The organism is Streptomyces sp. NPDC008086, assembly GCF_042957325.1.
Classification (GTDB): domain Bacteria; phylum Actinomycetota; class Actinomycetes; order Streptomycetales; family Streptomycetaceae; genus Streptomyces.
In genome coordinates, this window is sequence record NZ_JBIBIA010000019.1 from 1 (window position 1) to 21,363 (window position 21,363).

15 protein-coding genes are annotated in these 21,363 nt (G+C 70.8%); 12 read left to right on the forward strand and 3 right to left on the reverse strand.

Going from position 1 to position 21,363, the window contains the following annotated elements:
• From ACFZBP_RS40580 to ACFZBP_RS40600, 5 genes are all read left to right on the forward strand, one after another.
• Positions 1 to 548 (forward strand): ABC transporter permease subunit (locus tag ACFZBP_RS40580; protein ID WP_391420937.1); only part of this gene is annotated, 548 nt, incomplete at its 5' end.
• A 130-nt stretch (positions 549 to 678) separates the two neighbouring features.
• Positions 679 to 2,904 carry a 1,4-beta-glucanase gene (locus ACFZBP_RS40585; protein ID WP_391420938.1) on the forward strand — a complete coding sequence of 742 codons (2,226 nt, stop codon included), beginning with the start codon at positions 679 to 681 and terminating at the stop codon, positions 2,902 to 2,904.
• Positions 2,904 to 4,889, forward strand: a complete 1,986-nt coding sequence (locus ACFZBP_RS40590) for a beta-galactosidase (protein ID WP_391420939.1) — start codon at positions 2,904 to 2,906, stop codon at positions 4,887 to 4,889. Before ACFZBP_RS40585 ends, ACFZBP_RS40590 begins: the two co-directional genes overlap by 1 nt.
• On the forward strand, positions 4,886 to 7,093 hold the full coding sequence (locus ACFZBP_RS40595; protein WP_391420940.1) for a glycoside hydrolase N-terminal domain-containing protein: 2,208 nt from the start codon (positions 4,886 to 4,888) through the stop codon (positions 7,091 to 7,093). Before ACFZBP_RS40590 ends, ACFZBP_RS40595 begins: the two co-directional genes overlap by 4 nt.
• A gap of 49 nt (positions 7,094 to 7,142) precedes the next feature.
• A complete protein-coding gene (locus ACFZBP_RS40600) occupies positions 7,143 to 7,856 on the forward strand; it encodes a hypothetical protein (RefSeq protein ID WP_391420941.1) in 714 nt (237 codons plus the stop codon).
• Between the two features lie 25 nt (positions 7,857 to 7,881).
• Here the strand turns inward: ACFZBP_RS40600 and ACFZBP_RS40605 are convergent, their stop codons facing one another.
• The 3 genes from ACFZBP_RS40605 to ACFZBP_RS40615 all read right to left on the reverse strand — a co-directional run bounded on the left by ACFZBP_RS40605 (position 7,882) and on the right by ACFZBP_RS40615 (position 12,340).
• Positions 7,882 to 9,069, reverse strand: a complete 1,188-nt coding sequence (locus ACFZBP_RS40605) for a sulfotransferase (protein ID WP_391420942.1) — start codon at positions 9,067 to 9,069, stop codon at positions 7,882 to 7,884.
• Positions 9,070 to 9,177: 108 nt separating this feature from the next.
• The gene (locus ACFZBP_RS40610; RefSeq protein ID WP_391420943.1) at positions 9,178 to 11,229 is read right to left on the reverse strand and encodes a TIM-barrel domain-containing protein; all 2,052 of its coding nucleotides are present in this window, start codon (positions 11,227 to 11,229) and stop codon (positions 9,178 to 9,180) included.
• 91 nt (positions 11,230 to 11,320) lie between these two features.
• Positions 11,321 to 12,340 (reverse strand): LacI family DNA-binding transcriptional regulator, encoded by a 1,020-nt coding sequence (locus ACFZBP_RS40615; protein ID WP_383461168.1) that lies wholly within the window; start codon positions 12,338 to 12,340, stop codon positions 11,321 to 11,323.
• A 357-nt stretch (positions 12,341 to 12,697) separates the two neighbouring features.
• On the opposite strand from ACFZBP_RS40615, the gene ACFZBP_RS40620 reads away from it, so the two are divergent.
• The 7 genes from ACFZBP_RS40620 to ACFZBP_RS40650 all read left to right on the forward strand — a co-directional run bounded on the left by ACFZBP_RS40620 (position 12,698) and on the right by ACFZBP_RS40650 (position 21,276).
• Positions 12,698 to 13,507 carry an endo-1,4-beta-glucanase gene (locus ACFZBP_RS40620; RefSeq protein ID WP_391420944.1) on the forward strand — a complete coding sequence of 270 codons (810 nt, stop codon included), beginning with the start codon at positions 12,698 to 12,700 and terminating at the stop codon, positions 13,505 to 13,507.
• A gap of 110 nt (positions 13,508 to 13,617) precedes the next feature.
• Complete coding sequence (locus tag ACFZBP_RS40625; RefSeq protein WP_383459913.1) at positions 13,618 to 15,552, forward strand: acyl-CoA dehydrogenase family protein; 1,935 nt, start codon at positions 13,618 to 13,620, stop codon at positions 15,550 to 15,552.
• 106 nt (positions 15,553 to 15,658) lie between these two features.
• Positions 15,659 to 16,915, forward strand: coding sequence for a 1-deoxy-D-xylulose-5-phosphate reductoisomerase (gene dxr / locus ACFZBP_RS40630; protein ID WP_391420945.1), 1,257 nt, complete (start codon positions 15,659 to 15,661; stop codon positions 16,913 to 16,915).
• Between the two features lie 8 nt (positions 16,916 to 16,923).
• The gene (locus tag ACFZBP_RS40635; RefSeq protein ID WP_383459922.1) at positions 16,924 to 18,216 is read left to right on the forward strand and encodes a M50 family metallopeptidase; all 1,293 of its coding nucleotides are present in this window, start codon (positions 16,924 to 16,926) and stop codon (positions 18,214 to 18,216) included.
• 169 nt (positions 18,217 to 18,385) lie between these two features.
• Positions 18,386 to 19,543, forward strand: a complete 1,158-nt coding sequence (ispG, locus tag ACFZBP_RS40640; RefSeq protein ID WP_391420946.1) for a flavodoxin-dependent (E)-4-hydroxy-3-methylbut-2-enyl-diphosphate synthase — start codon at positions 18,386 to 18,388, stop codon at positions 19,541 to 19,543.
• Between the two features lie 229 nt (positions 19,544 to 19,772).
• Entirely contained in the window at positions 19,773 to 20,621 is an 849-nt protein-coding gene (locus ACFZBP_RS40645; RefSeq protein ID WP_383459906.1) for a GNAT family N-acetyltransferase, read from the forward strand.
• An 88-nt stretch (positions 20,622 to 20,709) separates the two neighbouring features.
• Positions 20,710 to 21,276, forward strand: coding sequence for a GNAT family N-acetyltransferase (locus ACFZBP_RS40650; protein ID WP_383459903.1), 567 nt, complete (start codon positions 20,710 to 20,712; stop codon positions 21,274 to 21,276).
• The last annotated feature ends 87 nt before the right edge of the window (positions 21,277 to 21,363 follow it).

The following is a 21,363-nucleotide window of genomic DNA, read 5'->3' on the forward strand; positions in this document are numbered from 1 at the left end:
TCCTGATGACCATGATGGCGACGATGTTCTTCGGCGCCGGGCTGATTCCGACGTATCTGCTGGTGCAGTCGCTCGGGCTGACCGACACGTATCTGTCGTTGATCCTTCCCAGCGCGGTCAGTGTCTTCAACATCCTGGTGCTGCGGGCGTTCTTCATGGGGATCTCGCCCGAGCTGACCGAGTCGGCGCGGATCGACGGGGCCAGTGACCTGCGGATTCTGCTGACCATCATCATGCCGCTTTCGCGGGCTGTGCTGGCCGTGATCTCCCTGTTCTACGCGGTCGGGTACTGGAGTGCCTGGTTCAACGCGTCCATCTATCTCACGGACCAGCAGATGATGCCGTTGCAGAACGTGCTCATTCAGTTGGTGCAGAAGAACACCGAGGCGCCGACGGGGCTTCAGCAGGCGGTGCGTACGGGGCAACTCTCCTCGCTCGGGTTGCAGATGGCGGTCATGGTCCTCGCGCTCATTCCTGTCGCGGTTGCTTCTCCCTTCGTCCAGCGGCATTTCAAGAAGGGCATGCTGACGGGCGCGGTCAAGGGCTGATCGGCGCCCACTCAACGGGGTGCATCGGTTGTTTGGCGGCTGCGGGTTGGTCGTGGCTGGTCGCGCAGTTCCCCGCGCCCCTTCAGGGGCGCTCCCCTCCCCTTCCTTTCAGAGCAACGAGGTATGTGTCATGCATGCGTCCAGCCCCACCAGAAGAACCGTTCTCGCCGGCACCGCGGCCGCCGCCGCGCTCACCGCCCTTCCGTCCGTTGCCGGGCAGACGGCCCTCGCCGCGCCGCCCGCTGCCGCCGCCGGTGGGGCCTACCGCTGGCGGACCGCCGTCATGGGCGGCACCGGATTCGTCACCGGCGTGCTCTTCCACCCCTCCGTCCGCGGTCTCGCCTACGCCCGAACCGACATCGGCGGCGCCTACCGCTGGGACGACCGGACCGGCCAGTGGATCCCGCTGACCGATCATCTCGGGTGGGACGACTGGAACCTGCTCGGCGTCGAGGCCATGGCCGTCGACCCCGCGCACCCGAACCGGGTCTACCTCTCCCTCGGCACGTACGCCCAGTCCTGGGCCGGCAACGGAGCCGTGCTGCGCTCCGAGGACCGGGGTGCCACCTGGAAGCGCACCGACCTGACCGTGAAGCTCGGGGCCAACGAGGACGGGCGGGGTGCGGGGGAGCGGCTGCTCGTCGATCCGCGGGACAGTGACACGCTGTGGCTGGGCACCCGGCACGACGGACTGCTCAAGTCGACCGACCGAGGCGCCAGTTGGCAGGCGGTGAGCTTCCCGGCCGTGCCCAGTGCCACCGGCCAGGGCGTCACGCTGCTGGTCGCGGCCGGCCGTACCGTCTACGCCGGCTGGGGCGACTCCGACGGCACCGCCGGCCGGCCCAACCTGTACCGCACGTCCGACCGCACGACCTGGGAGGCCGTCCCCGGGCAGCCCACCGGCGCAGCGGCCAAGGTGCCGATCCGTGCCGCGTACGACCGGCACACGCGTGAGCTGTACGTGACGTACGGCAACGCGCCCGGCCCCAACGGGCAGTCGGACGGCAGCGTGCACAAGCTGCGGACCACCGACGGGAAGTGGACCGAGGTCACGCCGGTGAAGCCCGGCGGGGCGACGGACGACGGCGGGACCGACACCTTCGCCTACGGCGGAGTCGCCGTGGACGCCCGATGCCCCGGGACCGTCGTCGTCTCCACCAACAACCGCTGGGCGCTGGTCGACACCCTGTACCGGAGCACCGACGGCGGCCGCAGCTGGACGTCCCTGAAGGACAGGGCCGTCCTCGACGTCTCCGAGACCCCCTTCCTGACCTTCGGCGCCGACGCGCCCAAGTTCGGCTGGTGGATCCAGGCGGTCGGCATCGACCCGTACGACTCGAAGCACATCGTCTACGGCACCGGCGCGACCCTCTACGGCACCCGCGACCTGAAGAACTGGGCCCCGCAGATCCGCGGCCTGGAGGAGACGTCCGTCCGTCAGCTGCTCTCGCCCCCGGCCGGAGCGGCGCACCTGATCAGCGGCAACGGCGACATCGGCGTGATGTACCACGAGTCGCTCACGGCATCGCCCTCGCAAGGCATGGCCTCGAACCCGGTCTTCGGGTCGGCCACCGGGCTCTCCCAGGCCGCGGCCAAGCCGTCGTACGTCGTCCGGGCCGGCTGGGGCGACCACGGCAACGGCGCCTACTCCAACGACGGCGGCAGGACCTGGGCGCCCTTCGAGGCACAGCCCGCCATCGCCAAGGACGCGCCGGGGCCGATCGTCACCAACGCCGACGGCAGTGCGCTGCTGTGGTCCTTCGCGCACTGGGACGGCACCCTGTACCCGACCCGGCGCTCGGCCGACAACGGTGCCACCTGGGCCGAGGTCGCCACTCTGCCGAAGGGCGCCGTCATCGTCGCGGACCCCGTCGAGCCGAAGCTCTTCTACGCCTTCGACACCGCCACCGGCACCCTCCACGCCAGCACCGACGGCGGCCTGACCTTCACCGCCCGGGCCACCGGTCTGCAGTCCGGTGACAAGGAGTTCCAGCTGGCCGCCGCCCCGGGCCGGTCCGGCGACCTGTGGCTGAGCCTCAAGTGGAACGGGCTGTACCGCTCCACCGACGGCGGCGCCACCTTCAGCAAGGTCGGCAGCTGCCGGGCGTCGTACACGCTCGGCTTCGGCAAGGCCGCCGAGGGCGCCTCCTACCCGGCGGTCTACCTGGTCGGCTCGACCGAGACGATCACCGCCGTGTACCGCTCCGACGACGAGGCCAGGACCTGGACGCGGATCAACGACGACCAGCACCAGTGGGGCTGGATCGGCGCCGCCGTCACGGGGGATCCGAGGGTGTACGGCCGGGTCTACGTCGCCACCAACGGGCGCGGTGTTCAGTACGGGGAGCCCGTCTGATGCCCGAGCGACAAGGGCGGCCAGCCCTGAGCGACGCCACCCGTGGGCGCCTCCTCTTCGGCGGCGACTACAACCCCGAGCAGTGGCCCGAGGAGACCTGGCACGAGGACGTCCGGCTGATGAAGGCCGCCGGCGTCAACTCGGTCACCCTCGGTGTCTTCTCCTGGTCCACGCTGGAACCGGAGCCGGGCGCGCGGGAGTTCGGCTGGCTGGACCGGCTGATGGACCTGATGCACGACAACGGCATCGGTGTCGTCCTGGCCACCCCGACCTCCTCGCCCCCGCCGTGGATGGGCCGGCTGCACCCCGACACCCTGCCCGTCACCGAGGACGGCCGCACCGAGTGGTGGGGCGGCCGGCAGCACTTCTCGCACTCCAGCGCCACCTACCGGCGCTACGCCGCCGCCATCACCGAGGACCTGGCCGCCCGCTACGGCGGCCACCCGGCGCTGACGATGTGGCACATCAACAACGAGTACTGCACCTACGACTACGGCGACGAGGCCGCGGCCGCCTTCCGCCGGTGGCTCCGGGAGAGGTACGGCACCCTCGACGCGCTCAACGAGGCCTGGGGAACCGCCTTCTGGAGTCAGGGCTACGACACCTGGGACGGCGTCCTGCCGGCCCGTCTGCCGCACTACATGCGCAATCCCGCCCAGGTGCTGGACTTTCGCCGCTTCACCTCCGACATGCTCCTGGAGTGCTACGTCGCCGAGCGGGACATCGTCCGGCGGCACACCCCGCATCTGCCGGTGACCAGCAACTTCATGCCGCTGTGGTTCGGGCAGGACGCCTGGCGCTGGGCCCGGGAGGAGGACGTCGTCTCCGTCGACATCTACCCCGACCCGCACGACCCGCTCGGCGCCCAGACCGGCGCCCTCGTCCAGGACATGACCCGCTCCCAGGCACACGGGCCCTGGATGCTCATGGAACAGGCCGCCGGGCCTGTCAACTCCCGGGGCGTCAACCACCCCAAGCCCCGCGGCCTCAACCGCCTGTGGTCCCTGCAGGCCGTCGCCCGCGGCGCCGACGCCGTCTGCTACTTCCAGTGGCGCCAGTCCCGGCAGGGCGCGGAGAAGTTCCACTCCGGCATGGTCAGTCACGCCGGCGAGGAGGGCCGGACGTACCAGGAGGTCAAGCAACTCGGCGCCGACCTCGCGCGGATCGCCCCGGAGGTGTCCGGCCGGCACAGCGCCGCCGACGTCGCCGTCCTGCACGACTGGCACGCCTGGTGGGCCGGCGCCCAGGACGGCCGCCTCTCCCAGCGGGTCGACCACGCGGACGTACTCAAGGCGTGGCACCGCGCCCTGTGGCAGGCCCACCTCACCACCGACTTCGCCCACCCCGAGCACGACCTCTCCGCGTACCGGCTGGTCGTCGTACCACAGCTGTACCTCCTCACGGACGCGGCGATCGAGAACCTCCTCGCCTACGTCCGCGGCGGCGGCACCCTCGTCTGCGGCTTCCTCACCGGCGTCGCCGACGAGGACGACCGGGTGCGTCCCGGCGGCATGGACGCCCGGCTGCGCGAGCTGTTCGGCATCCGCACGCTGCACGAGTGGTGGCCGCTGGACGCCGGGGAGACCGTCGACTGCGAGGGCTTCGGCGGCACGCTGTGGTCCGAGGAACTGGAGGCCGACGGCACCGCCGACGAGACCGTGCCCTACAAGGGCGGCGAACTCGACGGACTGCCCGCCGTCCTGCGCAAGGACCGCGCCTGGTACGTCTCCACCCTCCCCGAGCCGGAGGCGTTGCGCGACCTGCTGGCCCGTATCGCGGCCGGCACGGGTGTCCGTCCGGTGCTCGACGGCCTCCCCGAGCAGGTCGAGGCGGTACGCCGGGGCGAGGTGCTGTTCGTGCTGAACCACGGCCGGGAGCCGGTGACCGTGGAGGTGCCCGGCACCCACCACGACCTGCTGACCGGGACGTCCGTCACGGACCGGGTCACCCTCGGCCGCTACGACGTGGTGATACTGCGGCCATGACCAGAACCCCGGCCCACGGAACGTGGGAACCGCAGCCCGCCGCCCGCTGGGAGGACGCCTTCCTCAGCGGCAACGGCCACCACGGCACCCTCGCGTTCGGTGACCCGAACGACGACCGCGTCATCGTCACCCATCACACCCTGGTGTGCCCCAACGGCAGCGACACCCGCCCCCCGAAGCTCGCCGCCGACCTCCCCGCCCTCCAGGACCGCCTCCTGGCCGGCGACCACACCGCGGCGGAGCGCTTCACCGACGGCCGCCCGCTGCAGTGGGTGCAGCCCTTCCACCCCGCCTTCCAGATCCGGCTGCGCCGCCCCTCCGACGAGGGGCACGGCTACCGCCGGTCCGTCGACTTCGCCACGGGCGTCGTCCGCGCGGAGTGTGCCGACCGGTCCAGCGAGGTCTTCGTCTCCCGCGCCGACGACGTCATCGTCCAGCGCATCACGACCCCCGGCCCCACCCTCGACATCTCACTGGACCACGCCCTGCCCGGCGCACCCGCCGCACTGGGCGTCGGCCACGGAGCCGCCCTCACCCCCGAGGGCGCCCTGCTCAGCCTGCGCGCCCGCTACCCCGACAGCGACCGCGCCTTCACCGGCGTCACCCTGATCGCCGTCACCGGCGGCACGACGGCTCTGACACCCCCGGGCGCACGCATCGAGGGCGCCCGGTCCGTCCTGCTCCTCACCCGGGTCCGGCGCCACACCGGCGAACTGGACGTGACCGCGGAGGGCCGCGGCCTGCGTGACCTGGCGGCCACGGAGTACGACGAACTCCTCGCACGCCATGTCGCCCTGCACCGCACCGCCTACGAGCGCGTCACCCTCGACCTCGCCGCCGACCCGGCCGAACGGGCTCTGCCAGGCTCCGAGTTGCTGAAGCGCCCCGGCGCCGCCGCCCTGCTGGAGCGGCTCTTCGCGGCCGGCCGCTACCACCTGCTGTCCGCCAGCGGCCTCTTCCCGCCCCGGCTGACCGGCCTGTGGACCGGCGACTGGAACACCGCGTGGTCGGGCGCGTTCACCAACGACGCCAACCTCAACCTCCAGACCGCCTCCGCCGCGGCCGCCGCCCTCCCCGAGGTCACCGAGGCCCACGCCACGCTGATCCAACGCCAGCTGCCCGACTGGCGCGACAACGCCCGCGCTGTCTTCGGCACCCGGGGCGTGGTGGCGCCCGCCCACACCGACGGCGAGTCCGGGCACATCTACCACTTCAACCGCGAATACCCCCTCCACCTGTGGACCGCTGGCGCCGACTGGCTGCTCAAGCCCCTCGTCGACCACGACGAGACCCACGGCACCCGCGACCCGCGCACCGCCGCCGCCCTCGCCGAAGTCGCCCACTTCTACGAGGACTTCCTCACCCGGACCGACGACGACGGCCATCTGGTCGTCGTCCCCTCCTACTCGCCCGAGAACCGCCCGGCCAACGCGAGCTGGGGCACGCTCAACGCCGCCATGGACCTCTCGGCGGCCCGGCACGCACTGCTCACCGCCGCCGACCACCACCCGGACACCCCGGACGCCGACCGCTGGCGCGCCCTCGCCGACCGCCTCCCCGCGCACCGGATCAACGCCGACGGCGCCCTCGCCGAATGGGCCTGGCCCGGCCTCGCGGACACCTATGACCACCGCCACCTCAGCCACCTCTACGGCGTCTGGCCGCTCGACGAGATCACCCCGTACGACACCCCCGACCTCGCGAGGGCCGCCCATCGCGCCCTCGCACTGCGCGGCGCCGAGAACGACTCCGCGCACGGCCACCTCCACCACGCCCTCATCGCGGCCCGCCTCAGGGACGCCGGCCGGGTCGCCCACGCCCTCGACCAGGTCCTGGGTGGCGACTTCTTCCACGCCTCCCTGATGAGCGCCCACTACCCGAACCGCGACGTCTACAACGCGGACGCCGCGCACACCCTGCCCGCCGTACTGATCGAGATGCTCGTGCAGTCGACCCCGGACCGACTGGTCCTGCTGCCCGCCCTTCCCCCCACCCTCCGGGAGGGCCGGCTCCTGGGCGTCCGCACCCGGTTCGGCGCGGAGGTCGACCTGACCTGGACGCGCGACGGCGCCACGGCGGTCCTCAAGCCGTCCCGCACCGTCCGCGTCGAACTCCGGACTTCCTCCGGCGACGGTGACAGCACCGCACAACCGCTCGACCTCGTCGCCGGAGAAGACCACGTCCTCAGCCTGGGGGCGTGGTAGCTCCCCGCACATCCCCCCGCATTTCCCCCCACCCATGGAAAGGGACACCATGGCAAAGAGCGCACTGCGCAAGATCACCATGGCCGTGCTGGCCCCGGCGATGGCCGTCGGCGCCACCGTCGGACTGGCCTCCGCCCCCGCCTCGGCCGCGGTCTGGAACTCCTGCGACCAGTGGGGCAACACCAGCCTGAACGGCTACACGCTCTACAACAACATCTGGGGCTCCGGCGCCGGCAGCCAGTGCATATGGGCCAACTCCGGCACCAACTGGGGTGTCTGGGCCAACCACCCCAACACCGGCGGCATCAAGTCCTACCCCAACTCCAAGAAGGTGATCAACAAGACGATCGCCTCCCTCGGCTCGCTCACCAGCAACTACAACGTCACCGTCCCGTCGTCCGGCGCCTACAACACGTCGTACGACATCTGGGACACCGACTACGACCACGAGATCATGCTCTGGGTCAACTACAACGGAGCCGTCGGCCCGATCGGCACGTCACAGGGCACCGTCAGCCTCGGCGGCCACACCTGGAACGTCTTCAGGGGCTCCAACGGCGCCAACAACGTGTACTCGTTCCTGCGGACCTCCGACTCCAGCTCCGGCACCGTGGACATCAAGCCGATCCTCAACTGGATCGCCGGCAAGGGCTGGATGTCCAGCAGCGAGACCATCGGTGACGTCCAGTTCGGCTACGAGATCACCTCGTCGTCCGGCGGTCTGGACTTCAACACCAACAACCTGACGGTCAGCAGCAGCTGACCTGGCGTCAGGGCCGGGGTCGACCTCAGCCGGGGTCGACCTCGGCCCGCAGCGCGTTGTAGTCCGCGAACGCCGACTCGACCTCGGCGTGGGTCAGACCGTAGCGGGCCAGGTCGTAGCGGTGCGGGCGGGTGCCCTTCGGGCGGGCGACGGCACCGGCGAGCCGGGCGGCCTCGGCGTCGGTCCACCGGGCGCCGACGGCGTCGTAGAGCTTCGGAGCGCCCGCGGCCGGGTCGGCGCCGAGCCAGGAGTACGGGGCGTCGACCACCGCCCGGGCGGGGAGGGCGGCACGGGCCGCGAGGCCGCGTCGCACGGCGGTGCTCAGCAGACCGGACCAGGTGGCTCCGATGCCGTGCAGGTCCAGCGGCCGGGTGCTGACCGCCATGCCGTGCTCGACCAGACTGCAGAACGACGCCACGGCGGTGACCGGATCCCGGTGGCACCACACGAGCGTGGCGTCCGGGAACACGGTGTGCAGCGCGTCCAGGTTGCCCAGATGCAGCGGTGACTTCAGGATCCAGCGGCGGCGCGGACGGCCGTGCTGCAGGACCTGGAACACCTGCTTGAGGTACCGGTAGTCGTCGGTGAAGTCCCGCTCGCGGTACCACGCCTCGTACTGCGGGAGCAGCGCCTGCGACAGCGGCATCAGCGCGTGGGGGAGGGCGAAGGTGCACTCCTCCGGTCCCTCGGCGGCCATCGGGTGGATGTCGCGGAAGCGCGGGGCGAACAGGTTGGTGCCCTGGACCATACGGCGACCGGCGGTGATCGCCTTGCGGCGGGCACGGGGCGAGGGCTCCGGGCCGGGCGTGAGCAGCTCCCACAGCAAGGGGGCGCGGTGCTCCTCCGACAGCGACAGCACGGTGTGCGTCACCGTCGTCGCGGTGCGCGGCAGGCCCACCACGAACACGGGCCGCTCGATCGGCTCCCGCTCGATCTCCGGGTGCTCGGCGATCAGCCCTCGCACCCGGGCCCGGTTGGCGAGATGCCTGCGCACGAAGGCCTGCGCCGACTGCCAGCCGACCGGCGTGAGGTTCTCCGCCTCGGCCCACCAGCCCAGCAGTGACCGGAAGTCGTCCACGAACTGCCTGTCGCCCTCCGCCCCGCCCGTCTCGGCGACGATCCGGTCGAAGATCCGGTCCGGACTGCGGCGGGAGGCGAAGCCCGGCCGCAGCAGCTGGTTGGCGAGGGTGAGGGCGAGCGGAGGCGAGGACACGGAAGGACCCTATCGCGCCGAACTCACCTGAGATGAAGGGCAGTTGATGAAAGGGAGGAGGAAGGGCGACCGGAAGACCTCCACCGTCCGGCCGCCCCCTCGACACGGCTACTCCGCTACAGGCAGCCGTGCCCCGTCCCGCAGGAACAGCGGGATGCGGTCCAGCGGGGCGTCGACCGTCACGGCCGCACCGCCCTCGTACGTCTCACCCGTCCACGCGTCCGTCCACCGCGCCCCCGTCGGAAGATACGTCGTCCAGGTGGTCGCCCCGGCCGTCAGCACCGGCGCGACCAGCAGGTCCCGGCCGAGCAGATACGCGTCGTCGACCGCCCACGCCGCCTCGTCCTCGGGGAACTCCAGGAACAGCGGCCGCATCACCGGCAGCCCCTCCTCGTGGGCCTCGCGCATGACCTGAAGGATGTACGGCTTCAGGCGCTCGCGCAGCCGGAGGTACCGCTCCAGGATCGCGCCGGCCTCCTCGCCGTACGACCACACCTCGTTGGGACCGCCGGTCATCTCCGGGCCGAGCGGCATGCCCGGGTCACGGAAGCCGTGCAGACGCATCAGCGGGGACAGCGCGCCGAACTGGAACCAGCGGACCATCACCTCGCGGTACGCCGGGTCGTCCGGGTCGCCGCCGTGGAAGCCGCCGATGTCCGTGTTCCACCAGGGGATCCCGGACAGTGCGGTGTTGAGCCCGGCCGCGATCTGGCGGCGCAGCGTCGGGAAGTCGGTGCCGATGTCGCCGGACCACAGAGCGGCGCCATAGCGCTGGCTGCCTGCCCAGGCCGAGCGGTTGAGGGTGACGATCTCCTCCTCGCCGGACGCGCGCAGCCCCTCGTAGAAGGTGCGGGCGTTCTCCGCCGGGTAGATGTTGCCGACCTCCAGGCCCGGACCCGTCCAGTAGCGCAGGTTCTCCTGGAAGCCCGGCTTCAGCTCCGGCTCGCAGGCGTCCAGCCAGAACGCCGTGATGCCGTACTGGTCGAGGTAGTTCTGCCTGACCTTGGACCACACGAACTCGCGGGCCTCGGGGTTCGTAGCGTCGTAGAAGGCCACCTGGACCGTCGAGGCCACCTCTTTGTCAGGCCAGTCGGCGTGCGCCATGGGGCCGTACTGGGTGCCGATGAAGTAGCCGCGCTGCTCCATGACGGGGTGGTTCTCGGAGAGCGGGGAGACCGACGGCCAGACGGACACGACGAGCTTGATGCCGAGCCCGTCCAGCTCGCGCACCATCGCCGCCGGGTCCGGCCACTCGGCCGGGTCGAACTTCCACTCACCCAGGTGCGTCCAGTGGAAGAAGTCGCAGACGATCGCGGAGATCGGCAGACCGCGGCGCTTGTACTCCCGGGCCACTTCGAGGAGTTCGTCCTGCGTGCGGTAGCGCAGCTTGCACTGCCAGAAGCCCGCCGCCCACTCCGGCAGCATCGGCGTACGGCCGGTCACCGCGCTGTAGCGGCGCTGGCCGTCGGCCGGGGCGCCCGCGGTGATCCAGTAGTCGATCTGCCGGGCGGAGTCGGCGACCCACCGGGTGCCGTTGTGCGCCAGCTCCACACGGCCGATCGCCGGGTTGTTCCACAGCAGGGTGTAGCCCCGGCTGGAGGCCAGCACCGGGATGCCGACCTCGGCGTTGCGCTGGATCAGGTCCAGCACCAGGCCCTTCTGGTCGAACCGCCCGTGCTGGTGCTGCCCGAGGCCGTACAGCTTCTCGTCCTCGTAGGCGGCGAAACGCTGCTCCAGCCGGTGGTAGCCGTTGCCGACGGCGGTGTAGAGCCGCGGGCCCGGCCACCAGAAGTGGGCGCGCTCCTCGGCGAGCACCTCCGTGCCGTCCTCGGTGCGCAGGAACCGGATCAGGCCCTCGGCGTCGACCTGGACGGTCAGCGCGCCGACGGTCAGCACCCCCAGCCCGTCCTCGATCTTGACGGTGGACTCGGTCGCCGGGGCGGACTCCAGCAGCGCGCCGGGCAGCCCGTCGAGGACCGGACCGCCGAGCCGGGCACGCACCCGGACCGCGTCCGGCCCCCACGGCTCGACCCGCAGGGTCTCCTGACGGCCGCTCCACTCCAGCGCGCCGTCCCGCTCACGGAACGTGCCGACGGTCGGGGAGGACTGCGCGAGGCTGACCGTGCCTGGCTGGGGCTGGTTTTCGGCAGGCTGATTCACGTGGGCGCTCCTGAAGAGGGCAGCGGGTGCAGACGGGGGGTGCCCGGGAGGGGCACGGTGAGGTGGCGGTGCGGGGGCGTTCGCGGGACGGTCAGTGGTGGGTGGCGGACGGCGCCGGGCCCGTGCTCGCCCGGATCGTCAACTCGGGGGCGATCAGCACGACTTCGTCGCTCCCGCGGCCGTCGAGCTTGGCGACCAGCTGCTCCACCGCGTGCCGGCCCATCTCCTGCGCGGGAATGGAGACGGACGTCAGCCGCACCGAGGCCTGGACGGCGACCTGGTCGGGGCAGACGGCGACCACCGACACGTCCTCGGGCACGGCCCGGCCCTGCTGGCGCAGCAGGGCGAGCAGCGGCTCGACCGCCGACTCGTTCTGCACGACGAACCCGGTGGTGCCCGGGCGTTCGTCGAGGATGCGGGCGAGGGTGACGGCCATCGCGTCGTACCCGCCCTCGCACGGCCGGTGCAGCAGCCGCATCCCCAGTTCCTGGGAGCGCAGCCGTAGTCCGTCGAGCGTGCGCTCGGCGAAACCGGTGTGCCGCTCGTAGACGGCGGGGGCCTCGCCTATGACAGCGATGTCGCGGTGCCCCAGCATCGCCAGATGCTCCACACAGAGCGCGCCGGTCGCCTTGAAGTCGAGATCGACGCAGGTCAGCCCGGTGGTGTCGGCGGGCAGCCCGATGAGCACGGACGGCTGGTCGGTGCCGCGCAGCAGCGGCAGCCGCTCGTCGTCCAACTGGACGTCCATCAGGATCATCGCGTCGGCCAGCCCACTGCCGGTGACCCGGCGTACGGCGTCGGGGCCCTCCTCGCCGGTCAGCAGGAGGACGTCGTAGCCGTGCGTCCGGGCCGTGGTGGCCACGGCTATGGCGATCTCCATCATCACCGGCACGTACATGTCGGTACGCAGCGGGATCATCAGCGCGATGATGTTCGACCTGCTGCTGGCCAGGGCGCGGGCGCCCGCGTTCGGGTGGTAGCCGAGCTCGCGGATGCTCTGCTCGACCCGCGTCCGGGTGGTCGCGGAGATGGACCGCTTGCCGCTGAGGACATAGCTCACCGTGCTCGCCGAGACTCCGGCGTGCTGGGCGACCTCGGCGAGGGTGACCATCCAGCTCTCCAAGCTTTGTGAAGCGCTTCGACAGTGCGCGCTGCGTACAGGGGTGGGTGTGAGGGTGGTTCGACAGTAGCTCCACCGGGGGTGGGTGTCCATAGGTTGTCGAAGCGCTTCGACTCCGATTTTCGAACCCGGCCGCGGCTCGCGCGGAGAACGCCGCCGCCCGGCAGGCGGCGGGCCCGGGGCGGTCTGCCCGGGGGCTCGGGTCCCTGCCTACCACGACCGGCCCCGGGGAGCCATGGAACGGGGCGCGAGGCATGGGACTCCGGCCGCCCGACGGCAACCTTCCGGCGCCGCCGCGGCCACTGAGGGGACGTAACCCGATCCACCCCTCCGGAAGGACCGCCCCCCATGCAGCACCGCCGCCCCCGCCTGTCCAAGAAGGCGAAGACCCTCGTCTCCGGCGCGGTCGCCCTCGCGGCCGCCGCCGGCGTCACCGTCGCCCGGGCGGACGAGTCGAGCAAGAAGTGCGCGGCCTTCGACACGATCACGCTCGGCAAGTACTACCTGAACAACAACCTCTGGAACGAGGGCAAGTACACCGGCACCCAGTGCGTCTGGGACAACTCCCGGTCCGGCTCGACGATCTCCTGGGGCACCGACTACAGCCTGGCCAACAGCGCCACCGGCAAGGACGAGGACGTGAAGTCGTACGCCTCCTCCGTCCTCGGCTGGCACTGGGGCTGGAAGGTCGACAAGGCGGCCACCGGACTGCCGATCCGCGTCGGCGACCGCAAGCCGGTCCGCACGAGCTGGGAGTTCTCGGTCAGCTCGAACCCCGGCACCATGAACGTCGCCCACGACCTGTGGCTGCACGCCAACAACACCGCCGACTGGCAGGACCAGCCCACCGACGAGGTGATGATCTGGCTCAACCGTCAGGGCGGCGCGGGCCCGCTGGGCACGAAGTACGGCAGCGTCAGCCTGGGCGGCGCTAGGTGGGACATCTACGAGGGCGACATCGGCTGGAAGGTCCACTCCTTCGTCCGCCGGACCAACACCACCGAGGCCACCCTGAACCTCGACGACTTCACCCAGGCACTCGTACGGCGCAACCTCCTCGGCAACGACAAGTACGTCTCCGGCATCGAGTCCGGCACGGAGGTCTTCAAGGGCACGGGCCGTCTGGACACCAAGGCGTACTCCGTCGACATCGGGTGAACGGGCGCGCGCAGGGTGGTGAGGTCGCCCGTAATCGGGTACATACGATCGGGTAGCACCCGTCGGTAACCAAACGGCCCAACATCCCGATTCGCGGCGAGGTGAGCCTCATGTCCGCAGCACCCACGAAGCCCACTGTCACTGAGCGTGAGGCACGCCAGGTGGCGGAGGCGGCCCGGCAGCAGGAGTGGCGCAAGCCCAGCTTCGCCAAGGAACTGTTCCTCGGCCGCTTCCGCCTCGACCTCATCCACCCCCACCCGATGCCCACCGACGAGGCCGCCCAGCGTGGCGAGGAGTTCCTCGCCAAACTGCGCGACTTCGTCGAGACGAAGGTCGACGGCGCCCTCATCGAGCGCGAGGCCCGCATCCCCGACGACGTGATCGACGGGCTCAAGGAGCTCGGCGCGTTCGGCATGAAGATCGACACCAAGTACGGCGGGCTCGGCCTCGGCCAGGTCTACTACAACAAGGCCCTCGCCCTGGCCGGCTCGGCCTCGCCCGCGATCGGAGTGCTGCTCTCCGCCCATCAGTCGATCGGCGTACCGCAGCCGCTGAAGCTGTTCGGCACGCAGGAGCAGAAGGAGACCTTCCTGCCGCGCTGCGCCCGCACCGACATCAGCGCCTTCCTGCTCACCGAGCCGGACGTGGGCTCCGACCCGGCCCGCCTCGCCACCTCCGCCGTACCCGACGGCGACGACTACGTCCTCGACGGGGTCAAGCTGTGGACGACCAACGGCGTGGTCGCCGACCTCCTCGTCGTCATGGCCCGCGTACCGAAGTCCGAGGGCCACAAGGGCGGCATCACGGCCTTCGTCGTGGAGACCAACTCGCCCGGCATCACCGTGGAGAACCGCAACGCCTTCATGGGCCTGCGCGGCATCGAGAACGGCGTCACCCGCTTCCACCAGGTCCGCGTCCCGGCGGCGAACCGCATCGGCCCCGAGGGCGCCGGCCTGAAGATCGCGCTGACGACGCTGAACACCGGACGGCTCTCCCTCCCCGCGTCCTGCGTCGCGGCCGGCAAGTGGTGCCTGAAGATCGCCCGCGAGTGGTCGGCAGCCCGTGAGCAGTGGGGCAAGCCGCTCGCGCACCACGAGGCCGTCGGCTCGAAGATCTCCTTCATCGCCGCCACCACCTTCGCCCTGGAGGCGATCACCGACCTCGCCTCGCAGATGGCCGACGAGGACCGCAACGACATCCGCATCGAAGGCGCCCTCGCCAAGCTCTACGCCTCCGAGATGGCCTGGACGATCGCCGACGAACTCGTCCAGATCCGCGGCGGCCGCGGCTTCGAGACCGCCGAGTCGCTACGGGCCCGCGGCGAGCGCCCCGTCCCCGCCGAGCAGGTCCTGCGCGACCTGCGCATCAACCGCATCTTCGAGGGCTCGACGGAGATCATGCACCTGCTGATCGCCCGCGAGGCCGTGGACGCCCACCTCTCGGTCGCCGGCGACCTCATCGACCCCGACAAGTCCCTCCAGGACAAGGCGAAGGCGGGCGCGGGCGCCGGTGTCTTCTACGCCAAGTGGCTGCCGAAGCTGGTCGCCGGCCAGGGGCAACTGCCATACGCGTACGGCGAGTTCAAGCAGAGCGTCGACCTCTCCCCGCACCTGCGCTACGTCGAACGCACGTCCCGCAAGCTCGCCCGCTCCACCTTCTACGCCATGTCCCGCTGGCAGGGCCGCATGGAGACCAAGCAGGGCTTCCTCGGCCGTGTCGTCGACATCGGCGCCGAGCTGTTCGCCATGAGCGCGGCCTGCGTCCGTGCCGAGCACCTGCGCACCCAGGGCGACCACGGCCGCGAGGCCTACCAGCTCGCCGACGCCTTCTGCCGCCAGTCCCGCCTGCGCGTCGAGGAACTCTTCGGCCGCCTGTGGTCCAACACCGACGACCTCGACCGCAAGGTCGTCAAGGGCGTGATGTCGGGCACGTACGAGTGGCTCGAGCAGGGCATCGTCGACCCGTCGGACGACGGCTCCCCGTGGATCGCGGACGCGACACCGGGCCCGAGCGGGCGGGAGAACGTGCACCGTCCGATCAGGTGAGGTCCTGGTGAGGGGTCACTGCCCGCGGCGACCCCTCACCATCCTGTTACCCGCTCGATGGGGATGCCCTGTGCTCCCCGTCGGTCGTTGCGGACACAATGGGGGGATGAGCGACAGTCCAGCCCCACTCGCCGACCCCCACCTCGTCTACGACCCCGTAGCGGGCGACGGCCCCAAGGACGTGGTGATCCTCGGCTCCACCGGATCGATCGGCACCCAGGCCATCGACCTCGTGCTGCGCAACCCCGACCGGTTCCGGGTCACCGCGCTCTCCGCCAACGGCGGCCGGGTCGCCCTCCTCGCCGAGCAGGCGTACCGGCTGAAGGCGCGGACCGTCGCCGTGGCCCGCGAGGACGTCGTCCCGGCGTTGCGCGAGGCACTCGCCGCGCAGTACGGCGCGGGGGAGCCGCTCCCGGAGATCCTCGCGGGCCCGGACGCGGCCACCCAGGTCGCCGCGTCGGACTGCCACACCGTTCTGAACGGCATCACCGGCTCCATCGGACTCGCGCCCACCCTCGCCGCCCTGGAGGCCGGCCGGACTCTCGCGCTCGCCAACAAGGAGTCCCTGATCGTCGGCGGCCCGCTGGTCAAGGCGCTCGCCAAGCCCGGGCAGATCATCCCGGTCGACTCCGAGCACGCCGCCCTGTTCCAGGCCCTGGCGTCCGGCACGCGCGCGGACGTCCGCAAGCTCGTCGTCACCGCCTCCGGCGGCCCCTTCCGCGGCCGTACGAAGGCGGACCTGGCCCAGGTGACCGTCGAGGACGCCCTCGCGCACCCCACCTGGGCGATGGGCCCGGTCATCACGATCAACTCCGCGACCCTGGTCAACAAGGGCCTGGAGGTCATCGAGGCGCACCTGCTCTACGACATTTCCTTCGACCGCATTGAGGTGGTCGTGCATCCCCAGTCGTATGTTCACTCGATGGTTGAGTTCACGGACGGATCCACGATCGCCCAGGCGACGCCCCCCGACATGCGCGGGCCGATCGCCATCGGCCTCGGCTGGCCCGAACGCATTCCCGACGCCGCGCCCACCTTCGACTGGAGCAAGGCGTCGACCTGGGAGTTCTTCCCCCTCGACAACGACGCGTTCCCCTCGGTCAACCTGGCGCGCCACGTGGGGCGGCTCGCGGGCACGGCCCCGGCGGTGTTCAATGCGGCCAACGAGGAGTGCGTGGAGGCCTTCCGGGCCGGCGCACTGCCGTTCAACGGGATCATGGAGACCGTCACCCGGGTGGTGGAGGAGCACGGCACCCCGGACGCGGGAACTTCCCTGACCGTCGCGGACGTCCTCGAAGCGGAGACCTGGGCCCGCAGGCGGGCACAGGAACTGGCGGCACACACGGCGGAGGCCCGTGCATGACGACCCTGATGTTCATCCTCGGCATAGTGCTGTTCGCGGTCGGGCTGCTCGCCTCGATCGCCTGGCACGAGCTGGGCCACCTGTCCACGGCCAAGCTGTTCGGCATCCGCGTGCCGCAGTACATGGTCGGCTTCGGCCCGACCATCTGGTCGCGGAAGAAGGGCGACACCGAGTACGGCATCAAGGCGATCCCGTTCGGCGGCTACATCCGCATGATCGGCATGTTCCCGCCCGGCCCCGACGGCCGTCTCGAAGCCCGCTCGACCTCGCCCTGGCGCGGCATGATCGAGGACGCCCGCTCGGCGGCGTTCGAGGAGCTCAAGCCGGGTGACGAGACCCGCCTCTTCTACACGCGCAAGCCGTGGAAGCGGGTCATCGTGATGTTCGCGGGCCCCTTCATGAACCTCGTCCTCGCGGTGGGCCTGTTCCTCACCGTGCTGATGGGCTTCGGCATCCAGCAGCAGACCACCACCGTCAGCTCGGTCTCCCAGTGCGTCATCGACCAGAAGGAGAACCGCGACGACTGCAAGGCGTCCGACGCGAAGTCCCCGGCCGCCGCCGCGGGCATGAAGGCCGGCGACAAGATCGTCTCCTTCGGCGGGGTGCGCACCGACGACTGGAACACCCTCTCCGACCTCATCCGCGCCAGCGCCGGCAAGGACGTCCCGATCGTCGTCGACCGCAAGGGCGAGCAACTGACCCTGCACGCGACGATCGCCACCAACTGGGTCGTGAAGAAGGACGCCAGCGGGGCGTACGTCAAGGACGACTACGTCCGGGCCGGCTTCCTCGGCTTCGGCGCCGCCACCGGCGTCGTCAAACAGGACTTCGGCGACTCGGTGACCTGGATGACCGACCGGGTCGGCGAGGCCGTCGACTCCCTGGTGGCCCTGCCCTCCAAGATCCCCGCCCTGTGGGACGCGGCCTTCGGCGACGGCCCGCGCGAGCCGGACTCCCCGATGGGCATCGTCGGCGCGGCGAGAGTGAGCGGCGAGATCGCCACCTTGGACATCCCGGCGTCGCAGCAGCTGGCGACGTTCGTCTTCCTGCTGGCGGGCTTCAACCTGTCCCTCTTCCTCTTCAACATGCTCCCGCTGCTGCCCCTCGACGGCGGCCATATCGCGGGCGCCCTGTGGGAGTCACTGCGCCGCAACACCGCGAAGGTGCTGCGCCGGCCGGATCCGGGCCCGTTCGATGTGGCGAAGCTGATGCCGGTGGCGTACGTGGTGGCAGGAATCTTCGTCTGCTTCACGCTTCTCGTACTCGTGGCAGACGTCGTCAACCCGGTCAGAATCTCCTAGTCACACGGAGTTCGAGGCGGCCCAGGATCGTATGTCCCGGGCCGCCTTCGTATGAGTGGGTTTACGGACCGTGATGTGCTGGGGCCCGCTGTGGTGCCGTAATCTCGAAGCCTGGAGCCCGCCGCTGACGGGACCGGACCTTGATCCACGACTTGGGGTTGCACAGCACATGACTGCGATTTCTCTCGGCATGCCGTCCGTTCCGACCAAGCTCGCCGAGCGCCGGAAGAGCAGGCAGATCCAGGTCGGGACGGTGGCGGTGGGCGGCGACGCCCCGGTGTCGGTCCAGTCGATGACGACGACGCGTACGTCCGACATCGGCGCGACCTTGCAGCAGATCGCCGAGCTGACGGCGTCCGGCTGCCAGATCGTGCGCGTGGCCTGCCCCACGCAGGACGACGCGGACGCCCTCTCCACCATCGCCCGCAAGTCGCAGATCCCGGTGATCGCGGACATCCACTTCCAGCCGAAGTACGTGTTCGCGGCGATCGAGGCGGGCTGTGCGGCGGTCCGCGTCAATCCCGGGAACATCAAGCAGTTCGACGACAAGGTCAAGGAGATCGCGCGGGCCGCCAAGGACCACGGCACCCCGATCCGCATCGGCGTCAACGCCGGCTCCCTGGACCGGCGCCTGCTGCAGAAGTACGGCAAGGCGACGCCGGAGGCGCTGGTCGAATCGGCCCTCTGGGAGGCGTCGCTGTTCGAGGAGCACGAGTTCCGGGACATCAAGATCTCGGTCAAGCACAACGACCCGGTCGTCATGATCGAGGCGTACAAGCAGCTGGCCGCCCAGTGCGACTACCCGCTCCACCTCGGCGTGACCGAGGCGGGCCCGGCGTTCCAGGGCACGATCAAGTCGGCCGTCGCCTTCGGCGCCCTCCTCTCCCAGGGCATCGGCGACACCATCAGGGTCTCCCTCTCGGCCCCGCCGGTCGAGGAGGTCAAGGTCGGCAACCAGATCCTGGAGTCCCTGAACCTCAAGCAGCGCGGCCTGGAGATCGTCTCCTGCCCCTCCTGCGGCCGCGCCCAGGTCGACGTCTACAAGCTCGCCGAGGAAGTCACCGCCGGCCTCACCGGCATGGAGGTCCCCCTCCGCGTCGCCGTCATGGGCTGCGTCGTCAACGGCCCCGGCGAGGCCCGCGAGGCCGACCTCGGCGTCGCCTCCGGCAACGGCAAGGGCCAGATCTTCGTCAAGGGCGAGGTCATCAAGACCGTCCCCGAGTCCAAGATCGTCGAGACCCTCATCGAAGAGGCCATGAAGCTCGCCGAACAGATGGAGGCGGACGGCGTGGAGTCGGGCGAGCCGTCGGTGGCAGTGGCCGGCTGAGGCTCCTCGCCCCCGCCGCCCCTACCCGCCCCGTCCTTTCAGCCCGTCCGGCGTTTGAGGACGAGGCCCGGAGGGCCGACAGCGGGGGGCTGGGGGCGCCGCCCCCAGGGGCGGTGCCGTGGCCCACCGTCCCCTCCTGAACGCCGGCCAACCTCCACAGGGCGGCGTGGCTCAGCTTCCGCAGGTACAGTGCGGGGACCAGCAGAACCCCAGCGTGAGGTCCCCGTACGTGTTGACCCAGACCACCTCCCGGGTCCTCGAACCGAGCGACCTGGACGCCGCGCTCGCCGTCCTCGACAGCGAGCCGGTCGCGAACGCCTTCGTGACCTCCCGGGTCCAGATCGCCGGCCTCGACCCCTGGCGCCTCGGCGGCGAGATGTGGGGCTGGTACGAGGGAGGCATGCTCACCTCCCTGTGCTACGCGGGCGCCAACCTTGTCCCCATCTGCGCGACCCCCCGAGCCGTACGCGCCTTCGCCGACCGCGCCCGCCGGGCCGGCCGCCGCTGCTCCTCCATCGTCGGCCCCGCCGAGGCCACCGCCCAGCTGTGGCGCCTGCTGGAACCCAGCTGGGGCCCGGCCCGCGAGGTCCGCGCCCACCAGCCCCTCATGGTCACCGACCACATGCCGGCCGACATCACCCCGGATCCGTACGTCCGCCGTATCCGCAAGGACGAGATGGAGACGATCATGCCGGCGTGCGTGGCGATGTTCACCGAGGAGGTCGGCGTATCGCCGCTCGCGGGGGACGGCGGCCTGCTCTACCAGGCCCGCGTCGCCGAACTCGTCGGCTCCGGCCGCTCCTTCGCCCGCCTCGACCAGGACGGCAAGGTCGTCTTCAAGGCGGAGATCGGCGCCGCGACGGACAGGGCCTGCCAGATCCAGGGCGTGTGGGTGGCCCCGGAGTACCGCGGGCAGGGACTCGCGGCCCCCGGTATGGCGGCGGTCCTCCGCTATGCCCTGGCGGACGTCGCCCCGGTGGTGAGCCTGTACGTCAACGACTTCAACACGGCGGCGAGAAGGACGTACGCCAGGGTGGGCTTCCAGGAGGTCGGCGCTTTCATGAGCATCCTGTTCTGAAACCCCCCTGGGGCGCGGGGAACTGCGCGAGCAAGCACGGATGAGCCGCACCCGGAATGCAGCGCGAACCCCACTGTAGGCTCCCCACATGCGCCTTCCCGGTCACGCACACCGCCGCCAACCCGACGACATCGTGATCGGCCCCCTGGACCTCGCGGCCCGAGTCGACGAGGCCCTCGCGGTCCAGGCCGTCGCTTTCGGCCTGGGCCCGGACGAGGTCGCGGTACGCCGCCAGATCGTCCTGCGCCACATGACGTACCCAGGAGCACGAGCCCTCGGCGCCACCACAGGGGAGCGCCTCGTCGGGTTCGTCTACGGCATGCCCAACGACCGCACCCACTGGTGGTCCACCGTCGTGGAGCCGTACCTCCGTGCCCAGGGCTACGACGACTGGCTCGACGAGTCCTTCGTCATCACGGAACTCCATGTCCTCCCGCAGTACCAGAACCGCGGCGTGGGCCGTTCCCTCATCACCACGATCACCGACGGCGCCGCCGAACCCCGCTCGATCCTCTCGGCGATCGACATCGAGAGCCCGGCCCGCGGCCTCTACCGCTCCCTCGGCTACCAGGACCTCGCCCGCCAGGTCCTGTTCCCCAGCGCCCCCAAGCCGTACGCCGTGATGGGCGCCCCCCTCCCGCTCCGCCGCCGGTAGGGGCAGGCCGCCGCAAACCGATTTCCACCGTCCCGTACCCCCCGGCTAACCTCCTGCCATAACCCAAACCAGCAGGAGTACGAGAAC